Source organism: Pseudomonas sp. GW456-12-1-14-TSB6, assembly GCF_059424205.1.
The window spans coordinates 25,386-48,147 of sequence record NZ_JBWKZE010000023.1; the positions used below are offsets into that span (position 1 = coordinate 25,386).

Annotated in this window: 20 protein-coding genes; 9 read left to right on the plus strand and 11 right to left on the minus strand. The window is 60.8% G+C overall.

Going from position 1 to position 22,762, the window contains the following annotated elements; genetic code table 11:
- Nucleotides 1–104 precede the first annotated feature (104 nt).
- Nucleotides 105–1,031, plus strand: coding sequence for a transaldolase (tal, locus tag AC07Y2_RS20375; RefSeq protein ID WP_039772777.1), 927 nt, complete (start codon nucleotides 105–107; stop codon nucleotides 1,029–1,031).
- A gap of 73 nt (nucleotides 1,032–1,104) precedes the next feature.
- On the opposite strand, the gene rssC is transcribed toward tal, so the two are convergent.
- The 3 genes from rssC to AC07Y2_RS20390 form a co-directional block, all read right to left on the minus strand.
- A complete protein-coding gene (rssC, locus tag AC07Y2_RS20380; protein WP_003226553.1) occupies nucleotides 1,105–1,587 on the minus strand; it encodes an anti-sigma factor antagonist RssC in 483 nt (160 codons plus the stop codon).
- Nucleotides 1,587–2,768, minus strand: a complete 1,182-nt coding sequence (rssB, locus tag AC07Y2_RS20385; RefSeq protein WP_041475374.1) for a two-component system response regulator RssB — start codon at nucleotides 2,766–2,768, stop codon at nucleotides 1,587–1,589. Before rssB ends, rssC begins: the two co-directional genes overlap by 1 nt.
- A 322-nt stretch (nucleotides 2,769–3,090) precedes the next feature.
- A complete protein-coding gene (locus AC07Y2_RS20390) occupies nucleotides 3,091–3,780 on the minus strand; it encodes an MlaA family lipoprotein (RefSeq protein WP_011335174.1) in 690 nt (229 codons plus the stop codon).
- A 185-nt stretch (nucleotides 3,781–3,965) separates the two neighbouring features.
- On the opposite strand from AC07Y2_RS20390, the gene pcrP reads away from it, so the two are divergent.
- Nucleotides 3,966–4,586 (plus strand): HAD superfamily inactivated hydrolase PcrP, encoded by a 621-nt coding sequence (pcrP, locus tag AC07Y2_RS20395; RefSeq protein ID WP_103386744.1) that lies wholly within the window; start codon nucleotides 3,966–3,968, stop codon nucleotides 4,584–4,586.
- 108 nt (nucleotides 4,587–4,694) lie between these two features.
- The gene (locus AC07Y2_RS20400) at nucleotides 4,695–4,958 is read left to right on the plus strand and encodes a DUF4404 family protein (RefSeq protein ID WP_039772780.1); all 264 of its coding nucleotides are present in this window, start codon (nucleotides 4,695–4,697) and stop codon (nucleotides 4,956–4,958) included.
- A gap of 63 nt (nucleotides 4,959–5,021) precedes the next feature.
- Here the strand turns inward: AC07Y2_RS20400 and queF are convergent, their stop codons facing one another.
- Together queF and copI are read right to left on the minus strand one after the other, a co-directional pair.
- The gene (queF, locus tag AC07Y2_RS20405; protein WP_085608218.1) at nucleotides 5,022–5,852 is read right to left on the minus strand and encodes an NADPH-dependent 7-cyano-7-deazaguanine reductase QueF; all 831 of its coding nucleotides are present in this window, start codon (nucleotides 5,850–5,852) and stop codon (nucleotides 5,022–5,024) included.
- 61 nt (nucleotides 5,853–5,913) lie between these two features.
- Nucleotides 5,914–6,447 (minus strand): copper-resistant cuproprotein CopI, encoded by a 534-nt coding sequence (copI, locus tag AC07Y2_RS20410; protein WP_103386743.1) that lies wholly within the window; start codon nucleotides 6,445–6,447, stop codon nucleotides 5,914–5,916.
- Nucleotides 6,448–6,601: 154 nt separating this feature from the next.
- Here copI and AC07Y2_RS20415 point away from each other — a divergent pair, with 154 nt between their 5' ends.
- On the plus strand, nucleotides 6,602–7,282 hold the full coding sequence (locus AC07Y2_RS20415) for a heavy metal response regulator transcription factor (RefSeq protein WP_007951608.1): 681 nt from the start codon (nucleotides 6,602–6,604) through the stop codon (nucleotides 7,280–7,282).
- Nucleotides 7,282–8,619, plus strand: coding sequence for a heavy metal sensor histidine kinase (locus tag AC07Y2_RS20420; protein WP_103386742.1), 1,338 nt, complete (start codon nucleotides 7,282–7,284; stop codon nucleotides 8,617–8,619). Before AC07Y2_RS20415 ends, AC07Y2_RS20420 begins: the two co-directional genes overlap by 1 nt.
- Before the next feature lie 117 nt (nucleotides 8,620–8,736).
- On the opposite strand, the gene AC07Y2_RS20425 is transcribed toward AC07Y2_RS20420, so the two are convergent.
- The 3 genes from AC07Y2_RS20425 to AC07Y2_RS20435 all read right to left on the minus strand — a co-directional run bounded on the left by AC07Y2_RS20425 (nucleotide 8,737) and on the right by AC07Y2_RS20435 (nucleotide 11,986).
- A complete protein-coding gene (locus AC07Y2_RS20425) occupies nucleotides 8,737–9,981 on the minus strand; it encodes a lipoprotein-releasing ABC transporter permease subunit (protein WP_103386741.1) in 1,245 nt (414 codons plus the stop codon).
- A gap of 63 nt (nucleotides 9,982–10,044) precedes the next feature.
- Entirely contained in the window at nucleotides 10,045–10,728 is a 684-nt protein-coding gene (lolD, locus tag AC07Y2_RS20430) for a lipoprotein-releasing ABC transporter ATP-binding protein LolD (RefSeq protein ID WP_162831788.1), read from the minus strand.
- Nucleotides 10,729–10,735: 7 nt separating this feature from the next.
- Nucleotides 10,736–11,986 carry a lipoprotein-releasing ABC transporter permease subunit gene (locus AC07Y2_RS20435; RefSeq protein ID WP_039772786.1) on the minus strand — a complete coding sequence of 417 codons (1,251 nt, stop codon included), beginning with the start codon at nucleotides 11,984–11,986 and terminating at the stop codon, nucleotides 10,736–10,738.
- Between the two features lie 94 nt (nucleotides 11,987–12,080).
- On the opposite strand from AC07Y2_RS20435, the gene AC07Y2_RS20440 reads away from it, so the two are divergent.
- Entirely contained in the window at nucleotides 12,081–12,662 is a 582-nt protein-coding gene (locus AC07Y2_RS20440) for a PilZ domain-containing protein (RefSeq protein ID WP_039772787.1), read from the plus strand.
- Nucleotides 12,663–12,676: 14 nt separating this feature from the next.
- A complete protein-coding gene (locus tag AC07Y2_RS20445) occupies nucleotides 12,677–13,399 on the plus strand; it encodes a glycerophosphodiester phosphodiesterase (protein WP_039772788.1) in 723 nt (240 codons plus the stop codon).
- 42 nt (nucleotides 13,400–13,441) lie between these two features.
- Here the strand turns inward: AC07Y2_RS20445 and sthA are convergent, their stop codons facing one another.
- Nucleotides 13,442–14,836: a Si-specific NAD(P)(+) transhydrogenase gene (gene sthA, locus AC07Y2_RS20450; protein ID WP_039772789.1), complete on the minus strand. Its 1,395-nt coding sequence runs from the start codon at nucleotides 14,834–14,836 to the stop codon at nucleotides 13,442–13,444.
- Between the two features lie 197 nt (nucleotides 14,837–15,033).
- On the minus strand, nucleotides 15,034–16,083 hold the full coding sequence (locus AC07Y2_RS20455) for an FAD:protein FMN transferase (protein ID WP_178082868.1): 1,050 nt from the start codon (nucleotides 16,081–16,083) through the stop codon (nucleotides 15,034–15,036).
- 53 nt (nucleotides 16,084–16,136) lie between these two features.
- Here AC07Y2_RS20455 and AC07Y2_RS20460 point away from each other — a divergent pair, with 53 nt between their 5' ends.
- The gene (locus AC07Y2_RS20460) at nucleotides 16,137–17,429 is read left to right on the plus strand and encodes an MFS transporter (RefSeq protein WP_085667453.1); all 1,293 of its coding nucleotides are present in this window, start codon (nucleotides 16,137–16,139) and stop codon (nucleotides 17,427–17,429) included.
- Nucleotides 17,430–17,494: 65 nt separating this feature from the next.
- On the opposite strand, the gene AC07Y2_RS20465 is transcribed toward AC07Y2_RS20460, so the two are convergent.
- Nucleotides 17,495–18,958 (minus strand): glyceraldehyde-3-phosphate dehydrogenase, encoded by a 1,464-nt coding sequence (locus AC07Y2_RS20465; protein ID WP_039772791.1) that lies wholly within the window; start codon nucleotides 18,956–18,958, stop codon nucleotides 17,495–17,497.
- Between the two features lie 354 nt (nucleotides 18,959–19,312).
- Here AC07Y2_RS20465 and mfd point away from each other — a divergent pair, with 354 nt between their 5' ends.
- Entirely contained in the window at nucleotides 19,313–22,762 is a 3,450-nt protein-coding gene (gene mfd / locus AC07Y2_RS20470) for a transcription-repair coupling factor (protein ID WP_074689241.1), read from the plus strand.

Consider the following 22,762-nt stretch of genomic DNA (forward strand, 5'->3'; position numbering starts at 1 on the left):
CGTTTTCAGGTTGTTGCCGCCGGGGCGCTCGATACGCCGACATGCCCTTGAGTGGCTGTCGACGCTCGGGTAATGTCACCAGACCCATAGGACAGAGCACGCTCATGACTTCCAAGCTGGAACAACTCAAACAGTTCACCACCGTCGTGGCCGACACCGGCGACTTCGAAGCGATTGCCCGGGTCAAACCGGTCGACGCCACCACCAACCCTTCCCTGCTGCTCAAGGCAGCGGCCATCCCGGCCTACGCCGAACTGCTGAACGCCAGCGTCGGCGACTGCAAGGGCGATGTCGGCCTGGCCAGCGACCGTTTCGGCGTCGCGGTCGGTCAGGAAATCCTCAAGGTCATTCCGGGCCGTATTTCCACTGAAGTGGATGCACGCCTGTCGTTCGACAAGGACGCAGTGCTCAAACGGGCCCACCGCTTGATCGAGCTGTACGACAAGGCCGGCGTTGGCCGTGACCGCGTACTGATCAAGATCGCCTCGACCTGGGAAGGCATCCGCGCTGCCGAGATCCTCGAGAAGGAAGGCATCCAGACCAACCTGACCCTGCTGTTCTCCTTCGCTCAGGCCGCTGCCTGCGCCGATGCCGGTGTGTTCCTGATCTCGCCGTTCGTGGGCCGCATCTACGACTGGTACAAGAAGGCCAACGGCAACGACTACACCGGTGCCGACGATCCGGGCGTGCAGTCCGTGACGCGCATCTACAACTACTACAAGGCCAATGACTACAAGACCGTGGTCATGGGCGCGAGCTTCCGCAATCTGAGTCAGATCGAGCAACTGGCCGGCTGCGACCGCCTGACCATCAGTCCGGACCTGATCGAGAAACTGGCGGCCGACACCGGCAAGCTGGAACGCAAACTCGCTCCGGGCCACGCTGGCGAGGCGCGTCTGAGCCTCAACGAAGCGCAATTCCGCTGGCTGTCCAACGAAGACGCGATGGCCACCGAAAAACTGGCCGAAGGCATCCGTCAGTTTGCCCGCGACCAGGAAAAACTCGAGGCGCTGCTGCAAGCCAAGCTGTAATCGGCCAAGCGCAAACGCAAAAAGGGCGAACCCTCACAGGTTCGCCCTTTTTTGTGCCTCGCGGCCTGGCTGATCAGTGCCGTTCGAGGGCATTCACCAGGTCATGGAAGGCTTCGCGGTTGGAGTCGTTCAGGCCCATGAGGATCTTGTGCGCTTCGAGCACCTTGATCCGCACCACCTCTTCCGACTGGTCCTGATCCGGCAGGTCATCAAGGCATTCCGGGCACGGCACGGGATGGTTGACGATATTGAACACCTGCTCGAAACCCATCGACTGCAGCAGACGGGTGATGTCCTCGTGGGTGGTGACCACGGTCGGCAGCAGGCCGACCTTCTGCCGCGACAGGATCGACAGTTTGGCCAGCAGGCCCAACGTGGTGCTGTCGATGCTGCGGGTTTCGGTCAAATCGATCACGATCGCGTTGAAATTCAGCGCGGTGAAGATTTTTTCAATAGTCGCATCCAACGCCGAACACAGGGTCAGGCGAACTTCACCGACGAACTTCAGGACGAAGGTGCCGTCCTGCTCGGCGAACTGGATTCTACCGGTACTCATCAAAGATTCCTGCTCAACACCAACAGGGCGATATCATCCGGCATCTCCCCTAGCGTGGCCAATCCAAAAACCTGCCGCAGACCATCCAGGCTGCCGCCCGCCGACTTCACCTTTTGCGGTAAAGCGGCTTCTTTCTCTTTGAGTGTGGGCTCTGGCAAAAGATCCAGAATGCCATCAGACATCAGCGTCAGGCTGAACGTCGGTGGCAGCTCGAGCACGTGGTCTTCGTAGGTGGCCTCATTGAAAAGCCCCACCGGCAGACCGCGCCCCTCGAGATAGCGAACACTGTCAGGCGTGTACAACACAGGCAACGGCAGATGGCCGCCGATGCTATAGGTCAACAAACCGGTCTCCTCGTCGATGACTCCACCGACCATTGTGACGTGTTTACCCAGCTTACAACTGATCAGCCCCCGGTTGATATGACCGAGGACTTCCGAAGGCTTGAATTCCGGCAGCGTGCCGTTGCGCTTGGATTCGAACAGCAGGCGCGTGGTCATGAACTTCAACAGCACGGTGACGAACGCCGAAGAGGCGCCATGACCGGACACGTCCGCCAGATAGAACGCCACCCGGCGCTCGTCGACCCGGAAGTAATCGACAAAATCACCCGACAGGTACAGCGACGGGATGATCTGGTGCGCGAACCTGAATTCGTCGATGGCCCACGGACTTTCCGGCAGCATGTTCATCTGCACCTGGCGACCGGCGTTCTGGTCTTCCTGGAGCAGGTTCAGGCTGGCTTCGAGTTCGCGGTTGGCCTTTTCCAGTTTTTCGCGGTAGCGCTGGTTTTCCAGCAGCAGACGCGCACGATCCAGGGCCCGGCGCACGGAGTGCTCAAGCACGGCCAGATCTTCGAGAGGCTTGATCAGATAATCCGCCGCGCCCAGGCGCAGGGCCTCGACCGCGTCGTTCATCACGCCGGCGCCCGAGACCACGATTACCGGTGTCTGCGGTGACCGCTCAGTGACCTGACGGATGAGTTCGAGACCGCCCATCTGCGGCATGCGCAGATCGCAGATGACCAAGTCGGGCGTGTCTTGCTCGAATACCTGAAGACCCTGCTGGCCGTTACTGGCCTGCAAGACGCTGAAACCACTGTCTTCCAAATAGGCCGCGAGGCTCGCGCGCACTACTTCGTCATCATCGATTATCAGCAGCGTGGCACTGGTTTTTGGCATGTGGGCAAACGGCGCCAGAATTAGGTTGGCGTAGCAGGCGGGGCAACGGCCCGGCGCAGACTACTGGATTCGCTTTCTAGCCTCTCTGCTGCACCGCTTCGGAGCGTTTGCCCCGCACACGGTTGCACCAGAGGTGCCCTTCTAAGGCGCAGACGGTACTCCCATCCTTCGAGCGTTTCAAGCATGCGCCGATGGTCGCTTGGAGACTTTGTTTGTCAAATCACTCGCAGTTATAAGAACGGCTTCAACCGTAACCCAATCATTGGACGCACCCACAAAAAAGGCGACCTCGCGGTCGCCCTTTCATACCGATCAATCGAGATCAGAAATCGTCTTCAACCTGCCCGTCCTTGACCTTGAACTCGCGGTTCTGCAGGTAGGCGTTGCGGATGAAGGTGTACTTGTCGCCGCTGATCAGCTTCTCGCTGGACAACAGGCTGGCGCGGGTGTCGACGATGTTCAGGCCGAAAATCGAGTTACGCACCGGCACGTCGTTGATGTAGCGATACGGGCCGGTGAAGCTGTCGACGTACTTGGACGGCGCGTCACGCAGGGTGCTCGGGCCCATCAGCGGCAGCATCACGTAAGGACCGCTGCCGACGCCCCAGTAGCCGAGGGTCTGGCCGAAGTCTTCGTCGCTGCGGTTCAGGCCCATTTTGGTGCCGACGTCGAAGAATCCGAGCAGGCCGAACGTGGTGTTGAAGATCAGGCGCGCGGTGTCGACGCCAGCGGCGGCCGGTTTGGCCTGAAGAATGTTGTTCGCCAGGTTGGTGACATCACCGACGTTGCGGAACATGTTGTGGATGCCGTCTTCCAGGAATTGCGGAGTAACAAATTCGTAACCCTGCGCCAGCGGCTTCAGCGCATAGGTATCAACGAAATCGTTGAACTGGAAAATCGGACGGTTGACGCTTTCCCAAGGATCTTCTTCCGTTGCGGCCTGAGCGGCGAACGGCACCAGCATTACGCTGGCACATACACAAAGCTGAGCAAGAGGATGGCTCCAGCGCATAGAAAACTCCTTGGATAGTACGGACGCAGCACCTGGGCCGCGGCGATTAGTGCGTCAGTATAAGACGGAAACGGCGCTTTAGGCAGTTCCCCGGTGAAACCCTCTGTAGGACGCTTCGTCATTCACCTGTCACGTAACTGTCACCGCTGACGCTTAGCCTGATCGCTATTTCAGGGACGTTTTCCATGCCTCAAGCCGAAGCCTTGCCCCTCGCGGCACCGACGCTGACCGCCGTGCTGTTCGGACTCAGCGGCTGTCTGGTGGACTTCGGCGCCCGCGCCCGTCATCAAACCAGCGTCGGCCCGGAACACGCCGACGTCACACCCGGCGCCCTCGACAGCCTGCGCAGCCTGCAGCGCCAGCAAATTCCCTGCGCCTGGCTCGATGAGTTGTCCATCGTGAGCACTCAGGTGCTGGCATCGGCGCTGCCAGACTGGATCAAACCATCGCAATATTCGGCAACAATCAATCCTTGGCCGGCGCCCAACGCCTGCTGGCAAGCGTTGATGGGCTTGAATGTCGATCGCCTCGACGGTTGCGTACTGGTCAGCGGCGAACCGCGCCTGCTGCAATCGGGCCTCAATGCCGGGTTGTGGACCATTGGCCTGGCGTCCTGCGGTTCACTGTGCGGCCTGGCGCCGAGCGAATGGCAGGCCCTGAGCCAGAAGGAACGCGAACAACTGCGCGGCAAGGCGACCGTGCAACTGTTCAGCCTCGGCGTGCACTCGGTGATCGATCATCTGGGCGACCTCGACACTTGCCTCGCGGACATCAACCTGCGTCGCCTCAAAGGCGAAAAGCCCTGACCGGGATCATGCAGGTTGGCCAAGAGTGGATTAGTCTTAAGGAGAGCCATAGACCTTTGGCGCACAGCTGCGGTCTATGCCAGTGCCTCTCGATAAAAGGAAACAACCATGCCCGCTCAAGAACTGCAGAAACAGCTCAATGCCCTGCGCGAGCAACTGGATCAAAATCCTCCGCTGACCGAAGCCGAGCGCGCTGATCTACATGCACTGATGGAACAGATCGAACTGGAACTTGAACTGGAAACCAAAACCAAGGACTCCAACATTGCCGATGGCGTGAACCTGGCCGTTGAGCGTTTTGAAGTTGATCACCCCACCATCGCCGGCACACTGCGCAACATCATGAATTCTCTGGTCAGCATGGGCATCTGAAACCCGCGAATGCAAAAAAGCCCTGCCATCACTGGCAGGGCTTTTTCATGTCCGCGAGGCGGGTTACTGACGAACCAGACGATGGTTCGGCAGTTGCACGCTTTCAGTGCTGCGGTACGGATTGATGTCCAGCCCGCCCCGGCGCACATAACGCGCAAACACCGTGAGTTTTTCCGGTTTCAGCAGGCGCTGCAGGTCAAGGAAGATCCGCTCCACACATTGCTCGTGGAAGTCCGAGTGCTGACGGAAGCTGACGATGTATTCCAGCAGGCTGGCGTGATCCAGCGCCGCGCCACGGTATTCCACCACCACGCTGCCCCAGTCCGGCTGGCTGGTCACCGGGCAGTTGGATTTGAGCAGATGACTGTGCACGCTCTCCTCCACCACGCGCGAATCGTCGCAGCGCAGCAGTTCAGGACGCGGGTGTTCGTAGTTGCTGACGCTGATATCCAGATCGTCGATGCACACGCCCGGCAGCGCGACGACGCCTTCGGCTTCGACGTCTTTCAGGCTGCGAACCCGCACGCCCACCGGTTTGCCGGCAGCAGCGGACAGATCCTTGACCAGCGTTGCTTCGAGACTCGCGATATCAGCGAACGGCGTCTGGTTCAGCGAGTTCAGGTACAGCTTGAACGACTTGGATTCAATGATGTTCGGCGAATCCGCCGGAATGCTGAACTCACCGATCGCCACCACCGGTTTGCCCGACGGCAGCAGCCACGACAGCTCGAAGCAGTTCCAGAAATCCACGCCTTTATACGGCAGGGTTTCGGCGGTCAGGCCCAGCTCGGCCCATTTCGCGGTGCGCGGAATCGGGAACAGCAGGGACGGTGTGTACGTGGCGATGTATTCGCTGGATTTGCCCAGCGGCGAATGTTCGGCTGCGGGATGCATGGCGGAAACCTGACTGAAGAATCAGCGGATTCTACCAGCCTTTGCTCCCGCCTTTGAGTGCTTACTGACTGACAGTCAGTTTGCCGACCATTCCGGCCTGGTAATGCCCGGGAATGTTGCAGGCAAATTCCAGGTTCACCGCTTTGCTGAAGGTCCAGGTCAGCTCGGCGGTCTTGCCCGGCTCCACCAGCACGCTGTTGGGGTCGTCGTGCTTCATGCCATGCCCCATCGAGCCGTGATCCATGCCCGCCATGTCGTGGGACATTTCCTTCATGCCAGTCGGCGTAAGCATGCCGCTTTGCTGCATCTGCAACATTTCCTGCTGATGTTTTGCATGCATCGTCGCGTCGCCGAGGTTGAATTCATGCAGCAACTGGCCTTTATTCACCAGCACAAAACGAACGGTCTCACCGGCCTTGATCTCGATCGCCTTCGGATCGAAGCTCATGTCGCCCATCACCACTTCGATGCTGCGGGTGGCCTTGGCCGCCGGGGCCGGTTGGCCGAAGTCATAAGTGTGCGCCGGCGATGCCCACAGCGGCGAACTCAGCGCCAGCAGACACGCGGCAAGGGCCAGACGATTGCGCAAAAACATAGTCGTACTCCAACAAATCAAGGTTCAGCCTGTGGGAAACTCTAGCCCGCCTGCGCTGGCAGCGACCTGACAGGCAGATTACAACTTTGTCAGGTTGGCGCTCACCGCGTTTGCCCACGGTATAACGTCCTCGTTCCCGCTACCCGAGTCGCCCATGAAACTGCTGATCGTCGAAGACCAACCCAAAACCGGCCAGTACCTGCGCCAGGGCCTGACCGAGGCCGGTTTCAACACCGAACTGGTGGCCGACGGCACCACCGGCCAGCAATTGGCGTTGAGTGGCGATTATGCGCTGCTGATCCTCGACGTGATGCTGCCCGGACGCAATGGCTGGCAAATCCTGCAAGCGGTGCGCAGCGCCGGTCTGGAAACGCCGATCCTGTTTTTGACCGCCAAGGACACCGTGGAAGACCGGGTTCACGGCCTCGAACTGGGCGCCGACGATTATCTGGTCAAACCGTTCGCCTTCTCCGAATTACTGGCCCGGGTGCGCAGCCTATTGCGCCGCGGCAGTTCCACACCTCAGGAAACCAGCCTGCGCCTGGCCGATTTGAGCCTGGACCTGATCCGCCGCCGGGTCGAACGCAGCGGTCAACGCATCGACCTTACGGCCAAAGAGTTCGCTCTGCTGGAGATGCTCCTGCGCCGCCAGGGCGAAGTGCTGCCCAAGTCGCTGATCGCCTCGCAGGTCTGGGACATGAACTTCGACAGCGACACCAATGTGATCGAAGTGGCGATTCGTCGACTGCGCCTGAAGATCGATGACGACTTCCCCCACAAGCTGATTCACACGGTGCGCGGCATGGGTTACGTCCTTGAAGAGCGTGCCGACTGATGCGCCGACTGTCCTTGAGCGGTCGGCTGGCGCTGCTGTTCGCCGGCTGCACCGCCGTGGTTTCGCTGGTCGCCGGGGTCGTTTTCAATCGGGCCAGCGAAGGCCACTTCATCGAGCTCGACCAGCAACTGCTCGAAGGAAAACTGCTCAGCGTACGTCAGACGCTGCTGAGTGGCAGCGACGCCGCGCACATCACCGATGAGTTGAGCCAACAGGGCGATATCACGTTGCGCGTCAGCGGCCCTGAGGGCCAGCGCTGGTTTGGGCGCTCGTTGCACGCCCCGGCAAACCTGCCGCAGCAACCCGGTCTGGCCACCATCAACGACAACGGCACGGACTATCGCCTGCTCAAAGCCGCGCTTGAACCGGGAAAACCCGATTCACCGCAGTTGACCTTGCTGCTGGACATCACCCACCACCAGCACTTCCTGCAACGCATGCAGCATCTGATCTGGCTGACCGTCGGCCTCTCGGCGCTGGCCACCGCGCTGCTCGGCGCCTGGGCCGCCCGCAGCGGTCTTCGCCCGTTACGGCGCATGAGTGCCGTGGCCCGTGGGATTTCGGCGCAATCGCTGAATGCCCGATTGCCGGAAGCGCGGATGCCTGCAGAACTCGCGGAATTGGCCCACAGCTTCAACGCCATGCTCGGACGCCTCGACGATTCTTTTCAGCGGCTGTCAGCGTTCTCTGCCGACATCGCCCATGAGCTACGCACACCACTTTCCAATCTGCTGACCCACACCCAGGTCACCCTGACCCGCCCTCGCCCCCTCGAAGACTATCGCGAGGCATTGCACAGCAACCTTGAAGAGCTGCAATGGATGGCGCAACTGGTCAACGACATGCTTTATCTGGCCAAGGCTGACCACGGTTTGCTGGTGCCCAAGCGTGAACCGCTGGAGCTGGCGGAAGAAGCCGATGCGTTGCTGGAGTTTTTTGCGCCGCTGGCCGAAGACGCTCAGGTCAGCCTCAGCCGTGACGGTGCGGGGCGGTTCGAGGGTGATCGCGCGATGTTGCGCCGGGCGCTGTCGAATCTGCTGGATAACGCGTTGCGATTTACCCCTGCTAACGGCGAGGTACGCGTTCGGGTGACCGAGCAGGCGAAATCCTTGAGGGTAACCGTGGAGAACAGTGGCGAAGGGATTTCTGCGGACTTGTTGCCGCGTTTGTTTGACCGTTTCTACCGGGCGGACCCGGCGCGCCAGGAAGGCAGCAGCGAGCATGCGGGATTGGGGCTGGCGATTACTCAGTCGATCATCCGCGCTCATGGCGGGCAGATTCATTGCGAATCGGCTCAGGGCTGGACGCGGTTTGTGATTGAGTTGCCTCGAAGCTGATCGTTCCCACGCTCTGCGTGGGAATGCAGCCCGGGGCGCTCTGCGCCCTAAAGAGCCGAACGCGGAGCGTCCGTTGATGCATTCCCACGCGGAGCGTGGGAACGAGCATCAGGATGCTTAGGAATAACGCAACGCGTGCGCCGGTTCGATCTTCGCCGCTCGCCACGCCGGGTAAACGGTGGCCAGGAAGCTGAGGATGAAGCCCGCCGAACAGATCAGCAGCACGTCGCCGCCCTGCAATTCCGATGGCAGGTTGCTGACGAAATACACGTCCGAACTGAAGATGTGCTGCCCGGTCACCCGCTCGACCCAGCTCACCATCTCACTGACGTTCAGCGCCGCAATCACACCCAGCACGCCACCAATGATGGTGCCGACGATGCCGATCACCGTGCCCTGCACCATGAATATCGCCATGATCTGCCGGGGTGTGGCGCCGATGGTGCGCAGGATCGCGATGTCCGCGCCTTTGTCGTTCACCACCATGATCAGGGTCGCGATGATGTTGAACGCCGCCACCGCGACGATCATCAGCAGCAACAGGCCGATCATGGTTTTTTCCATCTTCATCGCGCTGAACAGGCTGCCCTGGGTGTGGGTCCAGTCGTCAGCCTTGAAATCGGCGCCGAGGCCGCTGGCAATGTCCGAGGAAACCTTCGGCGCGGCGTACAGATCCTTCACCGCCAGACGCACGCTCTGCACCTGATTCGGCTCCCAGTGCTGCATGGTCGCGGCGTCGGAGACGTGGATCAGGCCCATGGAACCGTCGAGTTCGGCACCGACCTTGAACACGCCGACCACGTTCAAGCGCTGCATGCGCGGAGTGATGCCGCCCGGTGCGGTGCTGACTTCCGGCACGATCAGAGTGATCTTGTCGCCGACGTTGAGGCGAAAACGCCGAGCGGTGATTTCGCCCAGCACTACGCCGAATTCACCCGGTTTCAAGGCATCGAGACGGCCCTGAACAATGTGCTGGGCAACGATCGACACCTTGCCTTCCTGGGCCGGATCGACGCCGCTGATCTGGATCGGCTGCATCATGCCTTTGTAGGACAGCATGCCTTCCATCTCGGTGAACGGCACGGCGGCGGTCACTTGCGGGTTCTTCATCGCGGCGGCGGCCACTGGCTGCCAGTCGTCGATCGGCTTGACGCCGACGATGGTCGCGTGGGGCACCATGCCGAGGATGCGCGAGCTCATTTCGCGCTGGAAGCCGTTCATCACCGACAGCACCACGATCATCGCCAGCACGCCGAGGGCGAGGCCGATCATCGAGGTCATCGAAATGAACGAAACAAAGCGATTGCGGCGCTTGGCGCGGGTATAGCGCGTGCCGATAAAGATCGATAACGGTCTGAACATTCGCTGGGGCACCGTATAAAAATAAAAGACCCGATGCCTTTTCAGGCACCGGGTTTCAAGCCGTCAGATGGGGGTCAGGCAACCTTCCTGCAGTTGCAGGACGCGGTCCATCTGGCGAGCCAGGTTCATGTCGTGAGTCACCACCAGAAACGCCGTGCGCATCGAAGTGCTGAGTTCCAGCATCAGATCCTGAATGCCTTCGGCGGTGTGGGAGTCGAGGTTGCCGGTCGGCTCGTCGAGCATCACCAGCCCTGGATTGTTCACCAGCGCACGGGCGATGGCCACGCGCTGGCGTTCGCCACCGGACAGCTCCGCCGGTTTGTGTTCCAGGCGATGACCCAGGCCGACCCGTTCCAGCAACGCCGTGGCACGCTGACGTGCTTCCGGGATCGCGGTCTTGCCGATCAGCAGCGGCATGCAGACGTTTTCCAGCGCGGTGAATTCCGGCAGCAGGTGGTGGAACTGGTACACGAACCCGAGGGCGCGGTTACGCAGCAGGCCACGCTTCTTCTCGCTCAGCGCCGACAGTTCTTCACCGTCGAGCCAGACACCGCCCTTGGTCGGCGTGTCGAGACCGCCCAGCAGGTTGAGCAAGGTACTTTTGCCCGAACCGGATTTGCCGACGATCGCCACCCGCTCACCCGGATGCAGTTCCAGTTGCAGGTTGGCCAGCACTTCCACCGACTCCGGGCCTTCCTCGTAGGATTTGCCCAGGTTGCGGCAGCTCAAGATTGCTTTTTCACTCATGCCCGACTCACTCATAACGTAGCGCCTCCGCCGGCTGGGTGCGCGCGGCACGCCAGGCTGGATACAGGGTGGCGAGGAAACTCAGGACCAACGCAGCGGCGCAGACCATGACCACGTCCTGGCTCTGCACCTGCGACGGCAGGTAATCGATGAAATACACGTCGGCGTTGAGGAATTTGTGTCCGATCACGCCTTCGAGGGCCGAAATCGCAGCGCTGACGTTGAGCGCGGCGAAGATCCCGACCACGGCGCCGATGGCCGTGCCGACCACGCCGATCACCGTGCCCTGCACCATGAACGTGCGCATGATCGTGCCCGGTGTGGCGCCCAGTGTGCGCAGAATGGCGATATCGCCCTTCTTGTCATTGACCACCATCACCAGCGTGGAAATGATGTTGAACGCGGCCACGGCGACGATCAGCAGCAACAGCAGGCCGATCATGGCTTTTTCCATGCGGATCGCCTGATACAGGTTGCCGTGGGTACGGGTCCAGTCGCGGGCGTAGTAACGGTCTTCGCCGAGGCGCTGGGCGATGTTCCACGCCTCACGCGGGGCCTGGAACAGATCGTCGAACTTCAGGCGCAGGCCCTGCACCTGATCAGGCTTCCAGCGGTGCATCTTCGCCAGATCCTGCAGGTTGGTCACGCCCAGATAGCCGTCCAGTTCACCGGCGCCGACATGGAAGATGCCGACCACGGTGAAGCGCTTCATGCGCGGGAACATCCCGGCCGGGGTCACGCTGACCTCCGGTGCGACGAAGGTGATCTTGTCACCGAGGCCCACGCCGAGCTTGGTCGCGGCCTTGTCGCCGATCACGATGCCGAAGCTGCCCGGCGTCAGATCGTCGAGTTTGCCCTGCTTCATGAAGTTGTCGATGATCGAGACGTTGCGCTCCAGCGCCGGGTCGATGGCATTGAGCAACACCTTGGACACCTGGCCGTTGTTGGTCAGCAACCCCTGCATCTGGGTGAACGGCGCAACGGCCGCCACCTGCGGGTTCTGCTTGACCTTGGCGGCCAGGCTCGGCCAGTCATTGATGGCTTCACCGGACTCGATGGTCGCGTGGGGCACCATGCCCAGCACGCGAGTGCGCATCTCATGATCGAAGCCGTTCATCACCGACAACACCACGATCATCACGACCACGCCAAGGGCGAGCCCGATCATCGAAGTCAGGGAAATGAATGACACAAAATGATTGCGACGCTTTGCACGGGTATAACGCGTGCCGATAAATACGAAGAGAGGTCTGAACATGTCGGGGCTTGTTCGGAGGGAAAAGGAACGTCCTTGTGGCGGGGGTCGATAACCAGCTTTACACTCAGACCACCGCCGCTACCATGGGTTCGCCATGTCGACATTAGATGAAGAAGATCGCCGCGAATACTACCGTATCGAGGACACGATCGCACTGGAAATTCGGCCCCTGTCCGCTCCCGAAGCCGCAGGCCAGGAAGTGTTGCAGGATGCTTCTCCACTGTTCAACCTGCTCAGCGAACTGCACCTGAGCGAATTCGAGTCGCAGCACCTGCTGCGCCAGATCAGTGAACGCGACCGCGCCATCGCGGCGTTCCTGAAATCCCAGAACAAACGCATCGACCTGCTCAGCCAGGTGGTCGCCCTGACCGTGCTTGGCCATATCGGCGAGCCGCAACCGGTGATCATCTCCGAGGGCGGCATCGACTTTCAGCACCCTACCCCGATCGCCACCGGCGCGCACCTGTCGGTGAAACTGGTGCTGATGCCCCAGGCCCTCGGCCTGTTGCTGCGCGCCCGCGTGACCCATTGCGACCGCAAGGGCGACGGCTACGACGTCGGTACCGAGTTCGAACACCTGACCGACGCCCAGCGCCAGTTGCTCGCCCGCTATATTTTGCAGAAGCAGGCCCAGGAACGACGTCTGGCCCGCGAACAGAACGAATCAGGCATCTAAATTAAGGAAGAACCGTGACCCTTATCTACGGCCACCGCGGCGCCAAGGGCGAAGCACCGGAAAACACCCTGAGCAGTTTTCAGGAATGTCTCAAGCACGGCGTTCGCCGTTGCGAGCTGGACCTGCACCTGTCCAAGGACGGCGAGCTGATGGTCATCCACGACCCGACCCTCAAGCGCACCACCGACCGGCGCGGCAAGGTGGTCGAGCACACCGCCGCCGAGCTGGTGACCTACGACGCGCGCAAGGGCGGTCCGGGCTGGATCAAGCCATGCCCGATTCCAACGCTGGAAGAACTGTTCGAAAAGTGTGATTTCGAGCACTGGCAGCTGGAAGTCAAAAGCGCTTCTCGCACCCGCGCCGCGACCACCGTGCTGGCGATCCGTGAAATGGCAGTCAGACACGGGCTGCTCGACAAGGTGACAATCACCTCGAGTTCGCGGGAAGTCTTGAAGGCTGCACTGGATCTGGTGCCCGACGTATCGCGCGGCCTGGTGGCCGAATACGCCTGGCTCGACCCGCTGAAGGTCGCACAAAGTTACGGTTGCGAGATTCTGGCGTTGAACTGGACGCTGTGTACGCCGGAACGCCTGCAGAAGGCGCAGCGTCAAGGGCTGCATGTGTCGGTGTGGACCGTCAACGAGCCTGCGCTGATGCGCAGACTCGCTGACTTCGGCGTTGACAGCCTGATTACAGACTTTCCCGGTTTGGCCACTGCCACCCTCGGGAATTGCTGAAATCGGTCTCCCCGGCCGGCTCAGGCCACCGGCCGGAGCCCGTCAAAAAAGCCGGTTGAGGCCGTCGTACGCCGCTACCCGATAGGCTTCGGCCATGGTCGGGTAGTTGAACGTCGTGTTGACGAAGTACTTCAGGGTATTCAGTTCGCCCGGCTGGTTCATGATCGCCTGACCGATGTGCACGATCTCCGACGCCTGATAACCGAAGCAGTGAACGCCCAGCACTTCGAGGGTTTCACGGTGGAACAGGATCTTCAGCATGCCTTGCGGCTCGCCGGCGATCTGTGCACGCGCCATGCTCTTGAAGAACGCCTTGCCCACTTCGTACGGCACCTTGGCCTGGGTCAGTTCCTGCTCGTTCTTTCCGATCGAGCTGATCTCCGGAATGGTGTAGATACCGGTCGGCACGTCATTCACGAAACGCCAGCTGCCATTGTCGACGATGCTGCCAGCGGCCGAGCGGCCCTGGTCGTGGGCGGCACTGGCCAGGCTCGGCCAGCCGATCACGTCACCGGCGCCATAGATGTTCTGCACGCAGGTGCGGTAGTTCTCGTCGACTTCGATCTGGCCACGGCTGTTGACCTTGACCCCGATGTTTTCCAGACCCAACTGGTCGGTGTTGCCGGTACGACCGTTGCACCAGAGCAAGGCGTCGGCCTTGATCTTCTTGCCGGACTTCAGGTGCAGGACCACGCCGTTGTCCACGCCTTCGACGCGGTCATATTCTTCGTTGTGACGCACGGTGATGTTGTTGTTGCTGAAGTGGTAGCTCAACGCCTGGGAGATTTCCGAGTCGAGGAAGCTCAGCAACTGACCGCGGTTGTCCACCAGTTCGACCAGCACGCCCAGACCGCTGAAGATCGAAGCGTATTCGCAACCGATCACGCCGGCGCCGTAAACGATCAGTTTGCGCGGGGTGTGGCCGAGGCTGAGGATGGTGTCGCTATCGTAGATACGCGGGTGGTGGAAATCGATGTCCGCCGGGCGATAAGGACGCGAACCGGTGGCGATGATGATGTGCTTGGCCACCAGTTTCTCGACCACGCCGTTGGCGCAGACCACTTCGATGGTTTGCTCGTCGGCGAAGCTGCCGGTGCCGAAAAACACGTCGACGCGGTTACGGGCGTAGTAGCCGGTACGCGAAGCGACTTGTTTGGAAATGACTTTCTCGGCGCTTTTCAACACATCCGGGAAGGAGAACCAGCGCGGCTCGCCGATCGCACGGAACATCGGATTGGTGTTGAACTGCATGATCTGCCGCACCGAGTGACGCAGGGCCTTGGACGGGATGGTGCCCAGGTGGGTGCAGTTGCCGCCGACCTGACGACGGCTGTCGACCATCGCCACCTTGCGCCCTGCTTTGGCGGCGTTCATTGCCGCGCCTTCTCCCGCCGGGCCGGAACCCAGCACCACCACGTCGTAGTTGTAGACAGCCATGCGTACTCCTCAGAACAGGCCGCGGTGCCAGCAGCACCGGCGGCTAAATCACGCCGAACGACGGCGCGAAGGAACAATTGGGGGCCAGTAGAAAACCCGGACACAGTCTATAGAAGCGTCAACGCCGCGCACATTAACCCTTGGTCGCGTCGTAGGCTACTTTTGCCTGCACTACAACGCCAGCTTTCGTACTGTTCTCAGTCAACTTTTGCGCCATTGAGCCGTTCGAACGCGTGACTGGTGCGTGTGACGAAACCTGTATCGGCACGAATCACAAAGAATGCACCAATGTCGTGTTTTTCGGCATAGTCCCAAGCCCTTTCAGGCCCGAGAATCAGCAACAGCGTCGATAGTCCATCGGCCATCAGCGCTGAAGGATGAATCACCGTGACCGACGCCAAGTCATGTAGGACCGGCGCACCGGTCCGGGCATCGAAGGTGTGGGAATAACGCCGGCCATCCTGTTGAAAATAGTTGCGGTAGTCGCCCGAAGTGGAGAGACCGAAGCCATCGACATTGATGACGCGCTCTGCAACCTGCTGATCGTCGCGCGGCTCTTCCAGTGCGATACGCCATGGCGAACCGTCGGGCTTCCTGCCGGACGCCTTGAGTTCGCCAGTGGCTTCGGCAAGGTAATCATGTATGCCCAGAGCCTGGAGCCGCGCAGCAATGGTGTCGACCGCGTAACCGGCTGCGATGCTGTTGAAATCCACCTCGACCGCCGCGTCCTTGCACAACTGGTCACCGTCGATGCGCAGGTGCTGATGACCGACCCGCTGTCGCACCTCGGCCAGCGCTGCCGTATCCGGGACTTTTTCTTCACGTCCCTGCGGGCCGAACCCCCACAGATTCATCAGCGGTTCGACGGTGAGGTCGTAGGAGCCTTCGCTTTGTCGCGACAGCTGCTCGCCCACGCGGACCAATTCAAGGATCGGCGCGGGCATGACCTGACAGCGATCAGCCGGCAATGCATTGAAGCGCGAGATGTCGGAGTCTGCGCGGTAAGTCGACATCTGCCGGTCGACGCCCGCGAGGATTTTTTCCACTTCGACACGCACCTCCTGCGGCGCAGGCAGATCGGCGTGGCGCACATACTTGATCGAATAGGTGCTGCCCATCGTCGGGCCACCGAAAGTCTCCAGGGAATCACCGTTGCCGCAGCCGGACAAAAAACCGGTCAGCAGCACGAGAACCACCCAGCGTCCAGTTAACAATTCTTCATCTCCCCGCAAAACCGCGCCGGCCATTATGGGCTACGAGCGCAACGCTTTCTTACAAGATTTAGAGCGAGTACCTACCCATGTCTTCCACGACCGGCAAAGGCAAGGCGATTTTTCGCGTTGTCAGCGGCAACTTTCTCGAGATGTTCGACTTTATGGTCTACGGCTTCTATGCCACGGCCATTGCCAAGACCTTCTTTCCCACCGACAGCGCCTTCGCGTCCCTGATGCTTTCCTTGGCCACGTTTGGCGCCGGCTTCCTGATGCGCCCGCTGGGGGCGATTTTTCTCGGCGCCTACATCGACCGACATGGCCGGCGCCAGGGCCTGATCATCACGCTGGCCATGATGGCGGCCGGCACCGTGCTGATTGCCTGCGTGCCGGGCTACGCCACCCTTGGGGTTGCCGCGCCGCTGATCGTGCTGTTCGGCCGATTGCTGCAAGGTTTCTCGGCCGGCGTGGAACTGGGCGGGGTGTCGGTGTATCTGGCGGAAATCGCCACGCCGGGCCGCAAGGGCTTTTTCGTCAGCTGGCAGTCCGCCAGCCAGCAAGCGGCGGTGGTATTCGCCGGCCTGCTCGGTGTCGGTCTCAACCATTGGCTGAGCCCGGAACAGATGGGCGACTGGGGCTGGCGCGTGCCGTTCCTGATCGGCTGCATGATCGTCCCGGTGATTTTTGTCATCCGCCGCTCGCTGGAGGAAACCCCGGAGTTCCAGGCGCGCAAACATCGCCCTACTCTGCAGGAAATCATCCGTTCGATCGGTCAGAACTTTGGCATCGTCATCGCTGGCATGGCGCTGGTGGTCATGACAACGGTGTCGTTCTACCTGATCACTGCCTACACACCGACCTTCGGCAAGGCGGAATTGCACCTATCGGACTTCGATGCGTTGCTGGTGACCGTGTGCATCGGCCTGTCGAACTTCTTCTGGTTGCCGGTGATGGGCGCGGTGTCTGACAAGGTAGGTCGTAAACCCCTACTGCTGGCGGCGACGATTCTGGCGATCCTGACCGCTTACCCGGCACTGTCCTGGCTGGTGGCGAACCCGAGCTTCAGCCATTTGCTGATCGTCGAGTTGTGGCTGTCGTTCCTGTACGGCTCGTACAACGGGGCAATGGTAGTGGCACTCACCGAAATCATGCCGGTAGAAGTTCGTACCACCGGTTTCTCGTTGGCCTACAGCTTGGCGACCGCAACCTTCGGCGGATTTACGCCGGCGGCCTGCACTTATCTGATCCATATACTGGACAACAAGGCGGCGCCGGGGATCTGGCTCAGCGGCGCAGCCGTATTGGGCCTGATCGCCACGCTGGTGCTGTTCCGTGGCAACAGGCACGAACTGCGCACGGCCCAAGCCGCCATCCCCCGCTGAAGCAAATCGCGCGCAAACAAAAACGCCCCGACCAGAGTCGGGGCGTTTTCATTTGCAGCTAAGGCTTAGCGCGGGAACGCTGGCGGGTTTACACCGGCCATGTCTTCCATCACGCGAACCACCTGGCAGCTGTAGCCGAACTCGTTGTCGTACCAGACGTACAGAACAACGCGGTTGTCCTGAACGATGGTCGCTTCAGCATCGACCACACCGGCGTGACGCGAGCCCACGAAGTCGGTCGAAACCACTTCCTGCGAGTTGACGAAGTCGATTTGCTTGTGCAGATCGGAGTGCAGCGCCATGTAGCGCAGGTACTCGTTCATCTCTTCACGGGAGGCGGCTTTCTCAAGGTTCAGGTTGAGAATGGCCATGGACACGTTCGGCGTCGGAACGCGGATCGCGTTACCGGTCAGCTTGCCGGCCAGCTCAGGCAGGGCCTTGGCAGCAGCGGTGGCGGCACCGGTCTCGGTGATGACCATGTTCAGCGCGGCGCTACGGCCACGGCGATCGCCCTTGTGGAAGTTGTCGATCAGGTTCTGGTCGTTGGTGTACGAGTGAACGGTTTCGACGTGACCGTTGATGATGCCGAACTTGTCATTCACGGCTTTCAGCACCGGCACGATGGCGTTGGTGGTGCAGGAAGCGGCGGACACGATCTTGTCGTCAGCCGTGATTTCGTTGTGGTTGATACCGTGAACGATGTTCTTCAGCTTGCCCTTGCCAGGCGCGGTCAGAACAACGCGGTCGATACCCGGGCACGCCAGGTGCTGACCCAGACCATCGGCGTCACGCCATACACCGGTGTTGTCCACCAGCAGCGCATCTTTGATGCCGTACTGGGTGTAATCCACTTCGGTAGGATTCTTCGCGTAGATAACCTGGATCAGGTTGCCGTTGGCGGTGATGGTGTTGTTTTCTTCGTCGATGGTGATGGTGCCGTTGAACGAACCGTGTACCGAATCGCGACGCAGCAGGCTGGCGCGTTTGGTCAGGTCGTTTTCGGCGCCCTTGCGCACCACGATGGCACGCAGACGCAGGCCGTCGCCGCCACCGGTTTTCTCGATCAGGATACGCGCCAGCAGACGGCCGATACGACCGAAGCCGTACAGCACAACGTCGGTGCCTTTGCGGGCCGAAGCGTTTTGCTGGCCAACCACGTCAGCCATTTCTTCACGCACGAACTGCTCGGCGGTGCGGCCGTTGCCTTCGTTGCGGAATTTGTACGCCAGCTTGCCCAGATCTACCGAGGCCGCGCCGAGCTTGAGCTCGCTCATGGCCTTGAGCAGTGGGAATGTTTCGTGGACGGAGAGTTCGCTGTCGTCGGCAGAACGGTGGCGAGCAAAGCGGTGAGCTTTGAGAATCGCGATGACAGACTGGTTGATCAGGCTGCGGCCATAGATCGAGCTCACCACGTTGTTGTTGCGGTAGAGCTGACCGATAAGCGGAATCATCGCTTCTGCGAGTGCTTCACGGTCGATCCATTCACCAAGACACTGGTCGGGCTTCTGAGTCACGGTAACCTTCCACATGTAGGGGCAGAAAAAAGGGGCTACATTATGCCGCCGAGAACCTCTTGTAGCAATGCGCGCCTGTCGCGCAATCGGTAACAAAAATCCGTTCAAAAAAATAACGCCCTCCGCCAGCCCAGTAAATACGGGGCTTCCAGCGCAGTCAGTTTTTCGACGACTGTTAGACGATGTCTGTAACCCTCCGTAACACCACCGACTTTTGGCACTACATAACCGTAAAAAAAGCGCTGGTTTTTATGGTTACCACTACATTTTTCCCAAACGGTGCAGATAGACGCATCCTGCAACTGACAGGCGGCACCGGACGCCGCTACAATTACCGACTTTGTCGCAACGCCTGGAGCTCAACCTTCCGTGCCTGTTCTGCGTCTACCGCTTCTCCCTGCCGCGGCAGGTAAACAGCACTGGGGCAACCTCCCCGGTGCCGCCCTGAGCCTGGCGATTGCCGAGGCTGCCAGCGCTGCCAAGCGCTTCACGCTGCTTTTGACCGCCGACAGCCAGAGTGCCGAACGGCTGGAGCAGGAGCTGAGTTTCTTCGCCCCGGATTTGCCGGTGCTGCATTTCCCCGACTGGGAAACCCTGCCCTACGATCTGTTTTCGCCGCACCAGGACATCATTTCCCAGCGTATTGCCAGCCTTTATAGGCTGCCGGAGCTGGAACATGGCGTGCTGGTGGTGCCGATCACCACCGCCCTGCACCGTCTGGCGCCGACCAAATTCCTGCTCGGCAGCAGCCTGGTGCTGGATGTCGGGCAGAAACTCGATGTCGAGCAGATGCGCTCACGGCTCGAAGCCAGTGGCTATCGCTACGTCGACACGGTCTACGAGCACGGCGAGTTCACCGTACGTGGGGCACTGATCGACCTGTTCCCGATGGGCAGCAAACTGCCTTATCGCATCGACTTGTTCGACGACGAAATCGAAACCCTGCGCACCTTCGATCCGGAAAATCAGCGCTCCATCGACAAAGTCGATTCGGTCAAGCTGCTGCCGGCCAAGGAATTCCCGCTGCAGAAAGACGCGGTCACCCGCTTCAAGGCGCGCTTTCGCGAGCGCTTCGACGTCGACTTCCGCCGCTGCCCGATCTTCCAGGACCTGAGCAGCGGCATCACACCGGCCGGCATCGAGTACTACCTGCCGCTCTTCTTTGAAGAAACCTCGACCCTGTTCGATTACCTGCCGCAGGACACTCAAGTGTTCTCGCTGCCGGGCATCGAGCAGGCGGCGGAAAACTTCTGGAACGATGTGCGCAACCGTTATGAAGAGCGTCGCGTCGACCCATCCCGTCCTTTATTGCCGCCGGCCGAACTGTTCCTGCCGGTGGAAGACTGCTTCGCCCGCCTGAAGAACTGGCCGCGCGTGGTTGCCAGCCAGCAGGACGTGGAAACTGGCGTCGGGCGCGAGCGCTTCCCGGCGCAGGCATTGCCGAATCTGGCGATCGAAGCCAAGGCTACCCAGCCGTTAGCCGCACTTTCGGCATTCCTCGACGAGTTCCCGGGACGCGTGCTGTTCACTGCCGAATCCGCAGGTCGTCGCGAAGTGCTGCTGGAGTTGCTGGATCGCCTGAAGCTGCGACCGAAAACCGTCGACAGCTGGCCGGACTTCGTCGCGAGCAAGGATCGCCTGGCGATCACCATTGCCCCGCTCGACGAAGGCCTGATGCTGGACGACCCGGCGCTGGCGCTGGTCGCGGAAAGTCCGCTGTTCGGCCAGCGCGTGATGCAGCGCCGCCGTCGCGAAAAACGCGCCGACGCCAACAACGATGCGGTGATCAAGAACCTCACCGAGCTGCGCGAAGGCGCGCCGGTGGTGCACATCGACCACGGCGTCGGTCGTTATCTCGGCCTGACGATTCTGGAAATCGACAATCAGGCCGCCGAATTCCTGACCCTCGAATACGCCGAGAACGCCAAGCTCTACGTGCCGGTGGCCAACCTGCATTTGATCGCCCGTTACACCGGCAGCGACGACGCACTGGCCCCGCTGCACCGCCTCGGCTCCGAGACCTGGCAGAAAGCCAAGCGCAAGGCCGCCGAGCAAGTGCGCGACGTGGCTGCCGAACTGCTCGACATCTACGCCCGCCGCGCCGCCCGCGAAGGTTATGCGTTCGCCGACCCGAAGGCCGATTACGCGACCTTCAGCGCCGGTTTCCCGTTCGAAGAAACCCCGGATCAGCAATCCACCATCGAGGCCGTGCGCGAGGACATGCTTTCGCCGAAACCGATGGATCGACTGGTCTGCGGCGATGTGGGTTTCGGCAAGACCGAAGTCGCCATGCGCGCCGCGTTCATCGCCGTGCACGGCGGCAAGCAAGTGGCGATCCTGGTGCCGACCACCCTGCTCGCCCAGCAGCATTACAACAGCTTCCGCGACCGCTTCGCCGACTGGCCGGTGACCGTGGAAGTGATGAGCCGCTTCAAGTCGGCCAAGGAAGTCAACGCTGCGGTGGCCGAACTGGCCGAGGGCAACATCGACATCGTCATCGGCACCCACAAGTTGCTGCAGGACGACGTCAAAATCAAAAATCTCGGGCTGGTGATCATCGACGAAGAGCACCGTTTCGGTGTCCGTCAGAAGGAACAGCTCAAGGCTCTGCGCAGCGAAGTCGACATTCTTACGCTGACCGCCACGCCGATTCCGCGCACGCTGAACATGGCGGTGTCGGGCATGCGCGACCTGTCGATCATCGCCACGCCGCCGGCGCGACGCCTGTCGGTGCGCACCTTCGTCATGGAGCAGAACAAGAGCACGGTCAAAGAGGCCTTGCTGCGTGAGCTGCTGCGCGGTGGACAGGTTTACTACCTGCACAACGACGTGAAGACCATCGAGAAGTGCGCCGCCGAACTGGCCGAACTGGTGCCGGAAGCGCGGATCGGCATCGGCCACGGGCAGATGCGCGAACGCGAACTCGAACAGGTGATGAGCGACTTCTATCACAAGCGCTTCAACGTGCTGATCGCCTCGACCATCATCGAGACCGGCATCGACGTGCCGAGCGCCAACACCATCATCATCGAGCGTGCCGACAAGTTCGGTCTGGCGCAGTTGCACCAGTTGCGCGGCCGCGTTGGTCGTAGTCACCACCAGGCTTACGCCTACCTGCTGACCCCGCCGCGCCAGCAAATCACTGGCGATGCGGAAAAACGCCTGGAGGCGATTGCCAATACTCAGGATCTGGGTGCGGGTTTCGTGCTGGCCACCAACGACTTGGAAATCCGTGGCGCCGGCGAACTGCTGGGCGACGGTCAGAGCGGGCAGATTCAGGCTGTCGGCTTCACGCTGTACATGGAAATGCTCGAGCGCGCGGTGAAGTCGATCCGCAAGGGCGAACAGCCGAACCTCGACCAACCGCTCGGCGGTGGCCCGGAAGTCAACCTGCGGGTGCCGGCGCTGATTCCGGAAGATTATCTGCCGGATGTACACGCACGCCTGATCCTGTACAAGCGCATCGCTTCGGCCACCGACGAGGAAGGCCTGAAGGATCTGCAAGTCGAGATGATCGACCGTTTTGGTCTGCTGCCAGAGCCGACCAAGAATCTGGTACGCATCACGGCGCTGAAATTGCAGGCCGAACAGTTAGGCATCAAGAAAGTCGATGGCGGCCCGCAAGGTGGGCGCATCGAGTTCGCGGCACAGACGCCGGTCGATCCGATGACCCTGATCAAACTGATCCAGAGTCAGCCAAAACGCTACAAATTCGAAGGCGCCACGATGTTCAAGTTCCAGGTGCCGATGGAGCGCCCGGAAGAGCGCTTTAATACTGTGGAGGCGCTGTTCGAGCGCCTCATCCCGAAAACTGCTTGA